The sequence below is a fragment of the Microseira wollei NIES-4236 genome (genome assembly GCF_020521235.1).
GTDB classification, from domain to species: domain Bacteria; phylum Cyanobacteriota; class Cyanobacteriia; order Cyanobacteriales; family Aerosakkonemataceae; genus Microseira; species Microseira wollei.
This window is the reverse complement of record NZ_BLAY01000123.1, coordinates 14314-31371: the sequence shown is the minus strand read 5'-3', so window position 1 is coordinate 31371 and position 17058 is coordinate 14314. Positions and strand designations below refer to the sequence as shown.

Annotated in this window: 11 protein-coding genes; 5 read left to right on the top strand and 6 right to left on the bottom strand. The window is 45.2% G+C overall.

Annotation, left to right across the window (positions count from 1 at the left end; all coding sequences use genetic code 11):
• From MiSe_RS32235 to MiSe_RS32215, 5 genes are all read right to left on the bottom strand, one after another.
• The coding region (locus tag MiSe_RS32235) for a hypothetical protein (RefSeq protein ID WP_226587817.1) at positions 1 to 182 on the bottom strand (182 nt) is incomplete at its 3' end.
• A 135-nt stretch (positions 183 to 317) separates the two neighbouring features.
• Positions 318 to 1328, bottom strand: coding sequence for an ABC transporter permease (locus MiSe_RS32230; protein ID WP_226587815.1), 1011 nt, complete (start codon positions 1326 to 1328; stop codon positions 318 to 320).
• A 329-nt stretch (positions 1329 to 1657) separates the two neighbouring features.
• Positions 1658 to 2062 carry a DUF4112 domain-containing protein gene (locus MiSe_RS32225; protein WP_226587813.1) on the bottom strand — a complete coding sequence of 135 codons (405 nt, stop codon included), beginning with the start codon at positions 2060 to 2062 and terminating at the stop codon, positions 1658 to 1660.
• Between the two features lie 364 nt (positions 2063 to 2426).
• Positions 2427 to 4301 carry an ATP-dependent zinc metalloprotease FtsH4 gene (ftsH4, locus tag MiSe_RS32220; RefSeq protein WP_226587811.1) on the bottom strand — a complete coding sequence of 625 codons (1875 nt, stop codon included), beginning with the start codon at positions 4299 to 4301 and terminating at the stop codon, positions 2427 to 2429.
• A 492-nt stretch (positions 4302 to 4793) separates the two neighbouring features.
• On the bottom strand, positions 4794 to 4943 hold the full coding sequence (locus MiSe_RS32215; protein WP_226587809.1) for a hypothetical protein: 150 nt from the start codon (positions 4941 to 4943) through the stop codon (positions 4794 to 4796).
• Positions 4944 to 5058: 115 nt separating this feature from the next.
• Between MiSe_RS32215 and MiSe_RS32210 the strand changes: the two genes are divergently transcribed.
• The 5 genes from MiSe_RS32210 to MiSe_RS32190 all read left to right on the top strand — a co-directional run bounded on the left by MiSe_RS32210 (position 5059) and on the right by MiSe_RS32190 (position 12861).
• On the top strand, positions 5059 to 6717 hold the full coding sequence (locus MiSe_RS32210; protein WP_226587806.1) for an ATP-binding protein: 1659 nt from the start codon (positions 5059 to 5061) through the stop codon (positions 6715 to 6717).
• An 82-nt stretch (positions 6718 to 6799) separates the two neighbouring features.
• Positions 6800 to 9523, top strand: coding sequence for a PAS domain-containing protein (locus MiSe_RS32205; RefSeq protein WP_226587804.1), 2724 nt, complete (start codon positions 6800 to 6802; stop codon positions 9521 to 9523).
• 108 nt (positions 9524 to 9631) lie between these two features.
• Entirely contained in the window at positions 9632 to 10066 is a 435-nt protein-coding gene (locus MiSe_RS32200; protein ID WP_226587802.1) for a response regulator, read from the top strand.
• 176 nt (positions 10067 to 10242) lie between these two features.
• Positions 10243 to 11757 (top strand): sensor histidine kinase, encoded by a 1515-nt coding sequence (locus MiSe_RS32195; RefSeq protein ID WP_226587800.1) that lies wholly within the window; start codon positions 10243 to 10245, stop codon positions 11755 to 11757.
• Positions 11758 to 12456: 699 nt separating this feature from the next.
• Positions 12457 to 12861, top strand: a complete 405-nt coding sequence (locus tag MiSe_RS32190) for a hypothetical protein (protein WP_226587798.1) — start codon at positions 12457 to 12459, stop codon at positions 12859 to 12861.
• Positions 12862 to 12964: 103 nt separating this feature from the next.
• Here MiSe_RS32190 and MiSe_RS32185 read toward each other — a convergent pair whose 3' ends face one another.
• The gene (locus MiSe_RS32185; RefSeq protein WP_226587796.1) at positions 12965 to 16888 is read right to left on the bottom strand and encodes a hydantoinase B/oxoprolinase family protein; all 3924 of its coding nucleotides are present in this window, start codon (positions 16886 to 16888) and stop codon (positions 12965 to 12967) included.
• Positions 16889 to 17058: the final 170 nt, after the last annotated feature.

Below are 17058 nucleotides of genomic sequence, written 5' to 3'. Positions count from 1 at the left end.
AAGAGCAATAAATATTTGTTTGTAGTAGGCACTTCAGTGCCAATCTGGAAGCCCCCAAACAAGTGAGAAAATAAAAAGAGCAATAAATATTTGTTTGTAGTAGGCACTTCAGTGCCAATCTGGAAGCCCCCAAACAAGTGAGAAAATAAAAAGAGCAATAAATATTTGTTTGTAGTAGGCACTTCAGTGCCAATCTGGAAGCGCTAAAGCGCTTACTACGAACAAACTGATGTATCACCTGCGTCAGTCCTGCACAGTGTAACACACCAACCAAAGCAGGTGCCGTACTCTCGTCTAACGCACCCTACGGGATAACGCTATTTATACTGAATCCTGGGATCGAAAAAGATATAAAATATATCAACAATCAGATTAATTATGACAAAAGTTACGGATACAAATACCACACCTCCTTGTACAACTGGATAATCTCGCGCCAGAATTCCCTCGTATATCCACGAACCAATTCCAGGCAAAGAAAAAATCGTTTCAGTTAAAATAGCGCCGCCAAGCAGCGTGCCGAATTGCAAGCCAATAGTCGTACTGATGGGCAAAAATGCGTTTTTTAGCCCATGTTGGAAAATTACCAAATATTCGGGTAATCCTTTAGCCCTGGCGGTGCGGATGTAATCTTGGGATAAAACTTCCAGCATGGCACTGCGGGTAATTCGGGCAATAATGGCTAAGGGAATTGTTCCCAAAGTTACGGCGGGCAGAATTAAATGCGATAGCACATCTTGGAGTAAGATTATATCAAATTTGAAGATTGAATCGAGGAGGTAAAAGCCAGTAATCGGCTTAAAAGTAAATCCAGCGTCAACGCTAATTCTGCCGCTGGGAGGGAGCCATTGTAAGTTAACTGCAAATAGGTAAATTAGCAGCAGTCCTAACCAGTAAACTGGCAGAGATACGCCAATCAAAGAGCCGCTCATGGTTAAATTATCTAAGAAGCTATTTTTACGGATGGCGGCGAAAATACCAGCCGGAATTCCTAGAAAAATAGCTATTAACATGGCAGCGACGGATAACTCGAAAGTAGCGGGAAAACGGTTGCTAATTTCCTCAATAATGGGAATACCGCTGAGGATGCTCGTGCCGAAGTCAAGGCGTGCTATGTTAGCTAGAAAAACGAGGTATTGTAGCGGTAAAGGCTGATTTAAACCCAAGCGCTGTCTGGTGGCTTCAACTTGTTCGGGAGTGGCTCTTTCTCCTAATAGTACAGTGGCTGGGTCGCCGGGAATCAGATGCAGCATGCCGAAGACTAAAAGCGTAATTCCCAACAAGACTGGTATTAAGCTCAGCAAGCGTTTGACGATATATTTCCACATGGGTAATGGGTAATGGGTAATGGGTAATTGCTAATTGCTAATTGCTAATTGCTAATTGCTAGAAAAGTTAGTCTTCCCCTGAGTAACATTTTCTGTAAGTTTATCACCTTGGGAAGTATAGCCATTAGCCATTAGCCATTAGCAATTTACTAATTTTGTACCTGGGTATGAAGTCCGGGAGAAGGACAGGGTGCAACATTATACTGTAAAGATACCGCCTATTTTGGTATGATATCGTTTCCAGTTGCATCGGAATTACTCAACCCAGTCACGGCAATGAGCAATTAGCAATGAGCAATTAGCAATTAGCATCCCGATACAACCGCATTTTATCTGACAAATGTTTCGGTTTTAGCCATGACTGGAACGGCTTGGCTAAGTTCTGGTTCAGATTCGTGAATGTGTTTTTCTAAGAGTTCAAAATTGCGGATATTTGCCTTAAAGAAGGCGTCGAATATATCCCCGATTAAAGGTATAGTGCCGACGGTTGCTTCGATGCCGAGGTTGACGAGCATTTTGAGGAAAATTTTAGGGGGCAATCTGAAGCGGGCGGCTAAATAAATCATATAAGCTGAAAGTGCCGTACTGACTAAATCTCCCGCCCCCGGTACTAAGCCAATTATCGGGTCCCAACCAAAGCGAAAGTTTGTTCCAGGAATTTTAAAGGCACTATCCAACCAGCGGCTGAATTTACGGATGCGGTTGAGTTCGGCAATACGTTGGACTTGATTCATGGTTTGGTTGATTAGTCGGTTAGATTGTCTCAATTGTCTTAAATTAGATTCCGCAGTTGGAACTTAGTTTTCGGAGATTTACTCCCGCCATAATTGGTGTGGAAAACCCAACCAGGAAAATTGCAGATTGCAGATGGCAGATTTGAGATTTACAGCGGATTGCTTTTCGTGTGAGGGAAAGCCTTATGGCGCAAGGCAAGTCAAGCGCGCAGCAAAAATGGCAGCGCGCTTGACAAACGAAGGTGTACCTCATGCGCCTGCAATCCGCTATATTTCAATCTGCCATCTCAAATATAAAAAATGAAAATTGCAGATTACAGATTTATTTCAATCTGCAATCTGCAATTCTTCAATCTGAAATTTCCTAGACTGTAGCGGGAACTTTAGCTACGGGGCGAACTTGACCTAGTAGGTTGTGGAGTTCTTCGCCTTCGATCACTTCTACTTCTAGAAGTTTAGTGGCGATCGCTTCCAATAAGTCGCGATTTTCGTTCAGAATATCCACGGCTTGTTGATGGGCATTTTCAACTATATCTTTGACCTCTTTGTCAATTGCTTCTGCCGTATTTTCGCTCATCATGCGGCGCGGGTTGGGTGCCCCAACTTCGAGGAACATCTGCTTAGACCCTTGATCGTAAGCCAAAGGTCCTAAAACCTTGCTCATGCCGTAGGTGGTTACCATCCGTTCTGCCATGTCGGTGGCGCGTTGTAGGTCGTTGGAAGCGCCTGTGGTGACGCTGCCAAAAACCACTTCTTCGGCTGCTCTTCCGCCCAGCAAGGCGGCGATTTGACCTTGAAGTTCTTTTTCGTCCATCAAGAAACGGTCTTCCGTCGGCAGTTGTAAGGTGTATCCCAAGGCTGCCATGCCGCGCGGGACGATGGAAATTTTCTCAACTCGGTTGCTACCGGGCATTAAATAGCCGACTAAAGCGTGACCGACTTCGTGATAGGCGACGATTTTCTTTTCTTTATCGTTGAGGACGCGGCTTTTCTTTTCTAGACCGGCGACTACTCGTTCGATAGCTTCGGCAAAATCGGCTTGGGAGACGGTTTCGCGACGATTGCGGGCGGCTAATAAAGCAGCTTCGTTGACTAAGTTGGCTAAATCTGCGCCTGCGAAACCGGGGGTGCGAGTGGCGATCGCTTTTAAATCCACATCCGGCCCCAGTTTAACTTTTTGGGCGTGAATGTTCAAAATTGCTTCGCGACCCAATAAATCAGGACGGTCTACCAATACTTGACGGTCAAAGCGTCCGGGACGCAACAACGCCGGGTCTAAAGTTTCCGGACGGTTGGTTGCGGCTAAAACAATTACCGTTGCTTTACCAGCATCAAACCCATCCATTTCGGTTAATAACTGGTTAAGAGTTTGTTCCCGTTCGTCGTTACCGCCGTAGAAACCAGCACTGCTGCGAGACTTACCAATCGCGTCGAGTTCGTCGATAAAGATGATGCAAGGTGCTTGTTTTTTCGCTTGTTCAAACAAGTCGCGCACCCGCGAACTTCCGACACCGACAAATAACTCGACAAATTCCGAACCAGAGATACTGAAGAAAGGTACTCCTGCTTCTCCTGCTACCGCTTTTGCCAACAGAGTTTTACCCGTTCCCGGAGGGCCAATTAATAGCACGCCTTTGGGAATGCGCGCCCCAATTGCCGTAAAGCGACCGGGAGTTTTGAGGAAATCGACAATTTCGACTAACTCAGTTTTGGCTTCTTCTACCCCGGCGACATCAGTAAAGGTAATTTTAGCCGCTTCGCCTTCGGCATAAACCTTAGCCTTACTCTTGCCAATCGAGAGGACACCTTGGGAACCACCCCCGCCGCGTCCCATGAAAAATTGCCAGACCGCAATAAAAATCAGTGGGGGAATCACCCAACTTAATAGCGTCGTAAACCAACCGCCTTTCGCTGGCGGTGCAGCTTCAAACACAACACCTTTATCTTCCAGGCGTTTGGGCAACTCCATATCGAAAATCGGTGTAGTAGAAAGCACCTGTCCAGGTTTGCCTTCTTCGCCTTTAATTTGGTAGCGGATTTGGTTTTGCCCGATAGAAACTCCCATTACATCGCCTTCTTCGACTTGGTGGATGAAAAAGCTGTAAGGCACTTGGGGAATGGCAGGACCAAACAAAGAAGGTAAAAATAGATTCACCAGCAACAATACCCCCGACACCAATAACAAAATGCTGCCGATCTGGCGCGAACGAGAGGGTTTAGGTTGATCTTTTATAGCCATTGTGCAATTACTCCTAATCGTGACAGCTTATAGCGCTGAAGCAGGGTGCAAGCTTATTTTCCCCTCCTGCATTAAACTTAACGATTTTTTGTCGATCTATATAGTTCGGATTTTCCACCTTGTCCGAACGGCTTTTTTGCGGGACAGGGGAGGGAGAGGGGAGAGGGAGGTAATAGCAAAGGGATGACCGCATTAGACTTGTGCAAAAACTCTTGTGGAGTAGGCATCCTGCCTGCCTTTGACTTGGTCAGGACTCGCTCCTATCACCAGAAACCCGGTTTCTACGTATATCTCTAGTTGCCAAACCAACGATTTTTCATAGAAACCGGGTTGCTAGGTAGATCTCTAGTTGGCAAACCAACGATTTTTCATATCACCCTTGTTTCTTTGCATCAGACCCGTTGGTGTTGTTTTGATATGATTTCAGGCAAATCGCCCATAATTAAAACTCTCCCCGTCCCCGCGTCCTTAGCATCCCCGCTTCAGTCCTAACTATGGGTACTCAAACGGACATGATATGAGGTCTATTTTTAGAGCGCGATCCGCTTCACCCGTCGCGGGTGCTTCCAGGACAATCCCAGCAGGCGTGCAAGACAATCGTACCCCTATTGCTCGATAATAATTGCGTAAGTTGACCTTCACTTTAGCTGTTGGTAACTTTTTTAGTAGTCAGCGATCGCCAGGTAGTGCAAAACACTTTTCACAGCCATCCAGTTTATCTTTTTAGCAATTTAGCCAAACCGGAAAGACAAACAGCATGTTTGCCAAACTTAATTTAAAACAAAGGCTTGTCAGCGCTTTTTTAATCGTGGCTTTGATCTTCTTGGCGGTTGCCTTTGTCGGGTATAGAGGAACACAAGAGCTATCTAATTACATCAATACCTTGAGTCAGACTAGCTTGCCAAGTATAGAGGGACTTGGGAAAATCGAGCGGGGGCAAACCAAAATCGAATCATCGGAACGCTTATTGCTCGTGCCAGAAATCTTGCCCGCACAAAGACAAGCTGCTTTAAAAACCATCGACCAAGCTTGGTCGCAAATTAATGATGGTTTGAATTTAGTCGAGGAAAATATGTTGAAAAACGAGGCAGAAAACAACCTCTACCAAAAATTTATGCTGGATTGGAATACATGGCAGCAAGCCCACCAAAAGTTTATGCAACTGGAACAAGACTACGATAAATTGGGGATGCGCAATCCTGAGAAAGTTCGATCTGATTTGCTTGCCGAAGGAAGGCCAAATGCACCGGAAATGAATCGAGTCAGATCGGCTTTGAAACTGCGAACTCAGCTTGACGAAACTAAGCTGAAACAGGACTCATTGTTGCAAACCGCTAACGATTCAATTTTCAGCCTTCGGGAAAGTTATCAAAGTTTTACCAACCAAATTCAACTAGCAGCAGAACAGCAGGTGAATCAGACTAAAGTATACCTGTTACTCTGCCTGGTTATTGCGACGCTTGTTTTGATATTTATGATTGCTAAAATTCCTGTATACCTGGACAAGCAAAACAAAAACGCGATTCAAGCTTTGGAGCGCCTGCGCGACCATCTTAACCAAAAAATTGAAATAAAAGAGCGGGAAACAATCGAGGCTAAGCAAAATCTAAATATAGCTCAATCCCAACTCATTCAATCTGAAAAAATGTCGAATTTGGGTAAAATTATGGCAGGGCTTGCCCATGAAATCAACAATCCGATTAACTTTATATACGGCAACCTTACCCATGCTAGCAACCATACTGAAGATTTACTCCATTTATTGCAGCTATACCAGCGGCAGTATCCCCATCCTGCCACTCAAATTCAAAGATTTGCTGAAGAAATTGATGTGAATTTCATTAATAAAGATTTGGCTCAAATGTTTTCATCTATGAAATTAGGAGCGGAGCGCATTCGTCAGATTATTTCATTTTTGCGTAATTTCTCCACTCTGGAAGAATCTGAAATGCAAGCGGTTAATATCAACGAAGCAATTGATACCACTCTTTTGATTCTGAACCATCGGCTAAAAAGAGGAATAGAAGTTAGTAAAAACTATGGGAAGTTGCCGCCAGTCGATTGTTACCGCAGCCAAATCAACCTGGTATTGATGAATATCATTGGTAATGCCATCGACGCGCTGCTATTACCCACAGAAAAAACGACTAAAAAGATTTTAATTCAAACTGAAGTTGGGGAAAAAGAAAAAATTAAAATCAAAATAAGGGATAATGGTTTGGGAATTAGTCCTCAGTTGAAAGACCAGATATTTGAACCTTTTTTTACAACTAAACAGGGAGTTAAGGGGGTAGGGTTAGGACTTTACATCTGCTCTCAAATTATTCAAAAACATGGGGGGAAAATAGAGGTATGTTCAGAGCAAGGTAAAGGAACAGAGTTTAGCATCGCCCTGCCGATAAAACAGAAAATCTAAAGATAAGTAAAAACAAAACGGATGCAACCACCTGCTGACGCTATAGTTAAAAAAGGCTTTGAGCAGCGAGGGTAAAACTGCGATGAAAAATTTATCGGAAAAAGTCGTAGCAGGTGGGTTTAGTTTGGCTTTGCTTGTTTTGACTGGCGTGGGGACAGCTTCCTACCTGAGCGTAGGATTGATTGAGAACAAACGATGGGTGGAACATACTCATCAAGTATTAGAAAATTTAGATAAAATCTCCGATGGTCTTAAAGATGCCCAGGGCGCACGACGGGGCTATATTCTTACAAGAGAAGCCATTTTTATAAAAACATACCGAACGGGGAGTCAAACAACTCAAAAGTCGCTAAAAGCGGTGCGGGAATTAACCATTGATAATCCCAGACAACAGCGCAGACTAGATGAAATTGAACCGTTGATTGCTAAAAGATTAACTGTGCTTCAACAGTCAATCGCATCGTTGCAACAGAACAAATCGGACAGTCAGAATCAAATCGATATAACCAATCAAGGAGAAAAGTTACAGCAAGAATTGCAAGGGAAACTGGCAGCAATGGACAAGGAAGAACGAAGTTTATTGCAGCAGCGGTCAGCGGCGACAGATGCTAGCGTTAAAAATACCATCCTTGTGGTTGTTCTTGGCTATTCCTTGAGTTTTGTCTTGCTGTTTGGGGTGTACTTTTTGCTGAAAAAGGAAATAAGCGATCGCACCAAAGCCGAAGCAGCTTTAAAACGCAGTCAGAGCGAACTCAAAACCCTGTTAGAAAACAGTCCGGATATCATTATTCGAGTCGATGGGCAACTGGGACACACCTACGTTAATTCAGCGTTAGAAAGAGAAGCGAAAATTCCACCGGCAGCATTCCTTGGTAAAACATTTTCAGAACTCGGTTTACCAGCAGAATTAGCAGAGTTTTTACAAGCAAGCTATCAAAAAGTTTTCGCGACGGGTGAAATGAATGTGGTGGAATTCAATTACCCAAGTGCCAAGGGAGTAAAATTAATTCAATCTCTGATCGCACCAGAATTTGCCCTTGATGGTTCGGTGGCATCTACTCTCTCAATTTCTCGCGACATCACCCCGCTAAAACAAGCGCAATTAGCACTAGAACGCGCTAATGAAGAGTTAGAAATGCGAGTCGAGGAACGCACCGCAGCGCTATTAGAAATAAATCAAGCATTGCAAGCTGAAATTGCCGAACGCCACCAGGCGGAAGAGGCACTGAAACAAACCGCTGCGGAATTGGGAGATTTGTACAACAATGCCCCCTGCGGGTATCACTCGTTAGATCGAGATGGCACGTTTGTTTTGATTAACGATACGGAACTCAAAATGTTGGGATATACGCGGGAGGAGATACTTGGTAAGAAAAAGTTTTCCGACTTGCTAACTGCGGAAAGTTTGTCCACCTTTCAAGCAAATTTTCCCCGGTTCAAAGAACGCGGTTGGGTGCGCGATCTAGAATTCCAGATGCTTTGCAAAGATGGCACGATCTTGCCAGTGAGTCTGAGTGCGATCGCCATCAAAGATGCTGCGGGTAACTTTATCATGAGTCGCTCTACGATGATTGATATTAGCGAACGCAAGCAAGCAGAAGCAGCACTTTACAAAAGCAACAGTATCTTGAATTCGGTGCTGGAAAGTACCCCCGATATTGTCTTTGTCAAGGATTTGCAAAATCGCTATGTCGTCGCCAACTCTACAGCTGCTAATTTTCTTGGAACGACGGTAGAAGAAATGATTGGTAAAGATGACAATCAATTATTCCCACCGGAAATAGCAGCGCAACTTATCGAGGCGGATCGTGCAATTATCAGGACGGGGAAAGCTTTAGTTTATGAGGAGACTTTACCCAAACCTGGAAAGATGGAGACATTCTTGACTGTGAAATGTCCTTGGCGGGACGTCGAGGGAAACATCATCGGCGCGATCGGTATTTCTCGCGATATTAGCGAGCGCAAAGAAGCAGAAGCAGCACTGAAACAAGCGCGAGATTGGTTAGAAATTCGGGTGCAAGAACGCACAAAAGAACTATCGGAAACCAACGCTGCCTTACAAGCTGAAATTGCTGAACGAAGCGAAGCAGAACGGAAATTAGAACAACTAACGCTAGATTTGCAACGGTCTAACCAGGAACTAGAGCAATTTGCTTATTTAGCTTCTCACGATTTGCAAGAACCATTGCGGGCAGTAACTGGTTATACAGAATTATTAGAGCAAGAATATGAACGGCATCTCGATGAAACTGCCAAAGAATATATGGGTTATATCGTCGATGGCGCAACGCGGATGCGACAGTTGATTCAAGACTTGCTGAGTTATTCCCGCGTCGGGACTCGCGGTAAACCATTTGTTTCCACTGATTGCAATGAGGCGCTGCGTCAGGCGCTGAACGATTTGCAGGTTGCGATCGCAGAGAATAACGCTATTATTACCTACGACGCGCTGCCCTTAGCGATCGCAGACAAAGCGCAATTAGCCCAATTATTTCAAAATTTGATTGGCAATGCCATCAAGTTCCGCCGCGAGGAACCCCCCCAAATTCATATTTGGGCAGAACCAAAAGACGATCTATGGGTGTTTGGAGTGAGGGATAATGGGATTGGCATTAAGCCCCGGTATCTCGAACGCATTTTTGAGTTGTTCAAACGTCTCCATACTCGAAAAGAATTTCCCGGTACTGGCATCGGTTTGGCGATTTGTAAAAAAATTGTCGAACGCCACGGCGGGAATATCTGGGCCCAATCTCAGCCAGGAGTAGGGACAACGTTTTATTTTACCTTACCTAAGGATTTTAACTAACAATCTCCAAGCCTATCACCAAAGTTTCTTGCTGCGCTCTCTCGTTTTTCATAGAAACCCGGTTTCTTTGTGTAATTGCTGAATCTACCCTTTCCACTGCCTCCTCCGATGACTAACTATAGACCGATTGAAATTTTACTAATTGAAGACTCTCCCAGCGATGCCAACCTGACAATCAAAGGGTTAAAAACAGCCAAAGTGCTAAACAATTTGCACTGGGTTGAAGATGGCGAATCGGCAATGGAATTTCTTCTACGTGAAGGCGAGTATGCCAGCGCCCCCCGCCCCGATTTGATTTTACTCGACCTCAACCTACCGGGAATGGATGGGCGAGAAGTACTGCACGAAGTCAAATCAGACCCCGATCTAAAACGAATTCCTATAGTAATTCTTACTACTTCAGCCGATGAGCAGGATATATTGCGCGCTTACAATCTCAACGCTAACTGCTATATTACCAAACCCGTTAATATCCAGCAATTCCTCGATATTATAGGTTTAATCGAAGATTTCTGGCTAGCGGCGGTCAAACTGCCATGCTAGTAATATCATGTCCTTAGGCAACGGTTGTGTAACTGCTAATAGCTAATCGCTAATAGCTGAGCTGGAGGCAATTGACAATTAGCAATTAGTAAGCTGGCAATTAGCCATCCATACACTACCGATACCTAAGGACATGATATAACATAACGCCCCATACAATTGGGAGAAAAAATTTTATGTACAAGACATCTATCCACGTCCTATTAGTAGAAGATAGCCCCAGCGATGCCAGCTTATTTTGCCGGATATTTTCCCTTTCCCATCAGGATGGATGGCAACTGATACAAGTCGAAAGGTTAGAAGATGCGATTGACTTGTGCCAGGATGTCCGGTTTGATGTGGTGTTGTTAGACCTTAGCCTTCCAGACTCGGATGGATTGGATACGGTAATAGACTTTCATCGCGCCGAACCCGATATTCCGATTGTAGTGCTAACGGGATCTGATGATGAGGAATTAGCACTGCAAGCGCTCGCTAAAGGATCGCAAGATTATTTAGTTAAAGACCAGATTACCAGTCAATTGTTAATGCGGGCAATTCGCTACGCTATTGAACGGGGAGAACTTTTTAAACAGCTAAAGGATAGCGAACGTCGCTTCCGAGGAATTTTTGACCAAACATTTCAATTTATGGCGCTATTAACCCCTGACGGAATTATCGTGGAAATTAATCAAACCGCGCTTGAATTTAGCGGCGCTAAACCAGAAGATTTTGTGGGGTTGCTGTTGTGGGAAACCAAGTGTTGGAATTACTCGTGCGAAACCCAGGAATGGTTGAAAATAGCTATTGCCGATGCTGCTCTTGGTCAGTTTGTCCGCTATGAAGTTGAGGTGCGCGACGCTTTTGAGCGGCTGGTTTGGATTGACTTTTCCCTCAAACCCTTGACCGATGAAAAAGGGAATGCAATTCTGCTGATTGCCGAGGGGAGGGATATCAGCGATCGCCAGCGCGCCGAGGCAGAAATTCTCAAAAACTTGGAAAAAGAACGCGAACTCAACCAGCTAAAATCCAGCTTTATTTCAATGGTTTCCCACGAGTTCCGCAACCCCCTAACTACGATTAGTGTTTATGCAGAAATGCTGCAAAACTATAGCAATAATTTTACCGAAGAAAACAAAAATAAATTTGGCGAACAAATTCAAAATGCCATCGCTCGTATGGTAGAATTATTAGATGGAATCTTGCTATTAAGTAAAAATGAAGCGGGTAAACTGGAATACCAACCCGCCGCGCTTAATTTGGAAAATTTTTGCCGCGACCTGGTAGAAAACTTTCAAATTACCAACAGTCAGCACGAGATTACCTTGAGCTGTCAAGGGGAATGCAAATCGGTGGAAATGGATGAAGTTTTATTGGAGCATATTTTCACGAACTTACTCTCAAATGCGATTAAATATTCCCCCGAAGGCGGCAACATTTGGTTGGACTTAAACTGCGATAATGGCTGGGGAACCTTCCGGGTAATAGATCAAGGAATAGGCATTCCCTTACCCGACCAACAACATTTGTTTGAAACTTTCCAACGCGGTAGCAATGTCGATTCGATTCAAGGCACTGGACTGGGGCTAGCGATTGTTAAAAACTGCGTGGATTTGCATCGCGGCAAAATTCAGATAGAAAGTGAAGTTAACATGGGTACAATGGTGACGGTGACGCTGCCGTTAATGCCATCGTTAGGAATTGATACATAACGTAAGTTGCTAGTTATAAGTTGTGACATTGGTAATGGGTAATGGGTAATTGCTAATTGCTAATTGCTAATTGCGCCTAGAGATAGTAATTCCGATGGAACGGTCAACGATATTATAGATTTCTCCAGAAAAGAAACTCTATGGCAGGCAGGATGCCTACCCCACAAGAGCGGTAATTGGTAATGGGTAATTGGTAATTGGTAATTGGATTAACTCAGATCTTGCACCAGGGCTAATATCACGTCCGGTAGCAACGGTTGTGTAACTGCTAATAGCTAATCGCTAATGGTTAAATAAAAAAGAAACAGTCAATCATTACTGAGCAGCTCTCGAGGCAATTGACAAGCGAGCAATTAGCAATTAGCAATTAGCTATCCATACACTACCGATGCCTAAGGACATGATATAACACCAAAGTTTCTGGCAAATAGCTAAACTTGAAAGCCTAGATTTTTCGTCAAGAAACAAGGGTTTCCAGGCAGGTTGAGAATGGTGCAAGATGTGAGTTAACAGGCTTTTGCCGTCTTGACAATTACCCATTACCCATTACCCATTACCAGTACCGCTCGATGTCACTAGCAACTTGAGTTAATAGTTGTAGCGTCAGCCAGATGATACATGCGGTCAACTATATGATGCGTGTAGACTTGAAGCAAGCCCCGCTGGGGTGGCTATTTTACCGAGTTCTGTTGCCAGATTATGACTTCTTCTCAAGAAAACAACACGAATGAGACTATAACCGTGCAGACTGCTCCAACAGCTACGTCGAGCGGGATTCAGCTCGATGGGAGAATCAAACTTGGGATACTGGGTACGGCAGTTGCGGCGCTTGCCGTTGGTATGTTCGTTGTCTTTTTCTTTTGGCATCACTGGATTGCAACTTTTGGGATGAAATCTTGGTCATCCCATGCGGGTGCTACACCAATCGAGTGCATGATCAAAGATACCAACAGCGATGGTTATGTTAGCTGTAGCGCCATGCTGCAAGGCGAAGTCGTACCGCTGGAATGTGGAGCCAGTATATTTAATATCGGCTGTAGAGTAAATTACGGTTCTGCTGCTGCGCCTCCGGTGCGTCCCCTGCCTAATGGCGGACGTTCGTAATCTGCCTTGGATAGATGGCGTACGCTATCTCAACGAGGCCAGAAACCGGGTTTCGACATAGAATAGAAACCCGGTTTCTTTGCGTCAGGATAGATGGCGTACGCTATCTTGGCGTACCGTACCCGCCACCGCCAGGAGTTGCGATCGCGATCGCATCCCCAGGGTTGATTTCCACCGTCGCCGTACTGCCCAATTCCTCAATTGTGCCATCGCGACGCTGCACGCAATTTTTACCCACTGCCCCCGCTTCACCCCCGTGCAAACCAAACGGAGGAATAACCCGCCTTCCTGATAAAATTCCAGCCGTCATCTTTTCGAGAAAACGAATCCGCCGCACCACTCCATTTCCCCCGCGATGAAGTCCTTTTCCGCCACTATTTTGGCGAATTTCAAAACTTTCTAAAACCACGGGAAAACGCCATTCCAAAACCTCTGGATCCGTCAGCCTTGAATTCGTCATATGGGTATGAACCGCATCAGTGCCATCGAAATTTGCACCCGCACCCGACCCGCCGCAAATCGTTTCATAATATTGATATCGTTCGTTTCCAAACGTAAAATTATTCATCGTTCCTTGAGCAGATGCGAGCGCACCCAAAGCTCCATACAAAGCATCAGTAATAGCCTGAGAAGTTTCCACATTTCCTGCCACCACAGCAGCAGGATAGCGCGGATTTAACATACACCCTTCAGGAATCACAATTTCCAAAGGTTTAAGACAACCAGCATTCAGAGGAATATCGTCATTCACCAGAGTGCGGAAAACGTATAAAACCGCCGCCTTGCACACCGCTGCTGGCGCATTAAAATTACTCTGCACTTGTGGAGAAGTGCCGCTAAAATCTATTTTAGCACTGCGAGTATTCTTGTTAATACTAATAGTAACTTTAATCTTGCTACGATTATCCAACGAACAGGTAAAACTGCCATCTTTCAGCACATCGATAACGCGACGCACAGATTCTTCCGCATTATCCTGCACAAATCCCATATAAGCTTGTACAGTTTCTAACCCATAATGTTCAACCATTTTGTGCAATTCTTGAACCCCGCGTTCGTTCGCAGCAATTTGCGCTTGCAAATCGGCAATATTCTGAGCCGAATTTCGGGCAGGATAATTCCCCGATGCCAGGATTTCCAGGATTTCTTTTTCGCGGAAACGTCCCGCTTCTACCAACTGAAAATTATCAATCAATACACCTTCCTGTTCCACCGTAGTACTATTAGGTGGCATCGAACCCGGAGTAATCCCGCCGATATCCGCGTGGTGTCCTCGCGAAGCAACGTAGAACAGGATTTTAGATGGTGAATCCCCTATATCAAAAACAGGAGTAATCACAGTAATATCGGGTAGGTGCGTCCCACCATTATAGGGATTATTTAAAACATAAACATCACCAGGCTTAATATTATCTCCTTGGGCGTCAATCAAACTTTTAACACTTTCACTCATCGACCCCAAATGAACTGGAATGTGAGGCGCATTCGCGACTAATTGCCCAAACCCATCAAAAATGGCACAAGAAAAATCGAGCCTTTCCTTAATATTGACCGACGCAGCAGTATTTTGCAAAGTGATGCCCATTTGTTCGGCGATGGCGCCAAACAAATTATTAAAAATCTCCAACATCACCGGATCCGTTTGTAGTAAGGACTTTCTTCCTCTATTGGACAAACTAAATTCCTCACTACTAACTTTGGATAAAACCAGATGATTGCGTCTAGTTAACTCCGCTTGCCAACCTGGTTCGATGACATTTGTGCCAGTTGCTTCAACAATAATAGCCGGACCCAAAATCCAGTCACCCGGTTGCAAACCTTCCCGCTTAAAAAGCGGCGTTTCGTGCCAAGTATTTGCCGTAAACATTCGCACTGCCACAGGCGCGGGAGTTTCATTTATTTTCCGCTCAATTATCGGTTCTTCTGGAATATCACTTTTCCCAATAACTTCAACAGAAACCGCTTCCACAATTAACCCTTTTTCTGGTACAACAAAACCGTAACGCTGCCGATGCGCCTCCTCAAACCGCCGCCGCATTTCCACAACATCACCAAAATCAACAATTAAAGACGAATCCGTTGCTTCATAACGCAAATGAACCTTGCACATCACGGATTTTGAACGCGGATGTAGGGATTTCTCTTCTTCCTCTTTCTTCGCGTCCTTCGCGTCTTTGCGGTTCAATTCTTCTTCTGCCTCTCTTGCTAACTGCGATAACTGTTGCTGTAATTCTGGTAGTAATTGAGCTGTTAACTTGGCTTCTACCGCACATTCCCGGATGACTCGCTCATCCGCCAAACCCATACCATACGCCGATAACACACCCGCATAAGGATGAACAAATACTTGTTTCATCCCCAGCGCATCCGCAATTAAACAAGCGTGCTGTCCTCCCGCACCCCCGAAACAACATAGCGTATATTCCGATACATCATATCCCCGCTCTAGCGATATTTTTTTGATCGCGTTTGCCATTTTATCGACAGCGATCGCTAAAAACCCCGCTGCCACCTCCGCCGGACTTCGCCCGTCCCCAATCTGCCGTGCCAGACTGTTAAACTTCTGTTGCACAACCTCCACATCCAGCGGTAAATCGGCATTTTCGCCGAAGGCTTTGGGGAAAAACTCTGGCTGCAACTTGCCCACCATCACATTGCAATCCGTCACCGTCAACGGGCCACCTTGGCGATAACAAGCGGGTCCGGGATTTGCCCCTGCCGATGACGGCCCTACGCGATAACGCGAACCATCAAAGTATAGAATCGAACCGCCTCCAGCCGCAACGGTGTGAATTGCCATCATCGGCGAGCGCAAGCGCACACCTGCAACTTCGGTTTCAAATGTGCGTTCGTATTCCCCTGCATAATGTGCAACGTCGGTGGAAGTGCCACCCATATCAAAAGTAATAATTTTATCGAAACCGGCAATTAAACTGGTTTGCACAGCCCCGACAATACCGCCAGCGGGGCCGGATAATATGCTATCTTTCCCTTGAAAGTTCTCTGCGTCGGTAAGTCCCCCGTTGGATTGCATGAACATCAATTTTGGTAATTGGTAATTGGTAATTGGTAATTGGTAATTGTCCCCATGGCGTTGCATATTGGCGGGATGATTTTGATCGTTTTGTGGGATGGGCGTCTCGTTTTGTGGGATGGGCGTCTCGTTTTGTGGGATGGGCGTCTCGTTTTGTGGGATGGGCGTCTCGTTTTGTGGGATGGGCGTCTCGTTTTGTGGGATGGGCGTCTCGCCCGTCTCTGTAATTATCCGGGCGGGCAAGATGCCCACCCCACAAGAATCATCCCTTGAGTGTGCAACGCCGTCCCGATTTGCTGTTAACTGGGTGGCGATTTGGTTTACATATTGACGCAGGATGGGGGAAAGATAGGCATCGACGACGGTGGTATCGCCGCGACTGACGAGTTTCATTAATGGGCTGACTTGATGGGAAACTGAGATTTGGGGAAAGCCGATTTCTCTTGCTACTGCTGCCACTTGTTGCTCGTGTTCCCTATAGCGATATCCGTGCATCAAGACAATGGCACAACTGCGAATCCCGCCATCGTAGGCAGCTTGCAAAGCGGGGCCGAAACTGGCAATATTAACTGGAATTAATTCTTCACCTTGGGCGCTGTAGCGTTCTTCAACTTCGATGACTCGCTCGTAGAGCATTTCTGGCAATATTATCTGACGGGCGAAGATATCTGGGCGGTTTTGATAGCCGATGCGGAGGGCGTCTTTAAAACCTTTGGTAATTAGAAGGACTGTGGGGGATCCTTTCCTTTCCAATAGCGCATTCGTCGCCACCGTTGTCCCCATTTTGACGACGTCTATTTGTTCTGAGGGGATGGGTGCATTGGTAGAAATTCCTAAAATCTCCCGAATTCCTTGCACCGCTGCATCTTTGTAGCGTGAGGGATTTTCCGATAGCAGCTTGTGTATTACTAGCTGTCCGTCAGGGCGTTTAGCAACAATATCTGTAAATGTGCCGCCGCGATCGATAAAGAATTGCCATTGGTTATTGTTCATGGGTTACCGCTCCTGCAACTCTTCGTACTACAACTAAAGATATGGTGTAGGTGCGCCCAGTTAAGCAAGCGCGATCGCATTTTCTCACCTAGAGTTGATCAATAGCAACCAGGTACGGTTGAAGCTGCTCAGACAAATTGTTGTCACGGTGTAGCCAGACGACGTTATCT

Bases quoted from the DNA above. Each gene is read 5' to 3' on its own strand.
- MiSe_RS32210 (WP_226587806.1), top strand. From the start codon at position 5,059: ATGTTTGCCAAACTTAATTTAAAACAAAGGCTTGTCAGCGCTTTTTTA.
- MiSe_RS32205 (WP_226587804.1), top strand. From the start codon at position 6,800: ATGAAAAATTTATCGGAAAAAGTCGTAGCAGGTGGGTTTAGTTTGGCT.
- MiSe_RS32200 (WP_226587802.1), top strand. From the start codon at position 9,632: ATGACTAACTATAGACCGATTGAAATTTTACTAATTGAAGACTCTCCC.
- MiSe_RS32195 (WP_226587800.1), top strand. From the start codon at position 10,243: ATGTACAAGACATCTATCCACGTCCTATTAGTAGAAGATAGCCCCAGC.
- ftsH4 (WP_226587811.1), bottom strand. From the start codon at position 4,301: ATGGCTATAAAAGATCAACCTAAACCCTCTCGTTCGCGCCAGATCGGC.
- MiSe_RS32185 (WP_226587796.1), bottom strand. From the start codon at position 16,888: ATGAACAATAACCAATGGCAATTCTTTATCGATCGCGGCGGCACATTT.
- MiSe_RS32190 (WP_226587798.1), top strand. From the start codon at position 12,457: ATGACTTCTTCTCAAGAAAACAACACGAATGAGACTATAACCGTGCAG.
- MiSe_RS32230 (WP_226587815.1), bottom strand. From the start codon at position 1,328: ATGTGGAAATATATCGTCAAACGCTTGCTGAGCTTAATACCAGTCTTG.
- MiSe_RS32225 (WP_226587813.1), bottom strand. From the start codon at position 2,062: ATGAATCAAGTCCAACGTATTGCCGAACTCAACCGCATCCGTAAATTC.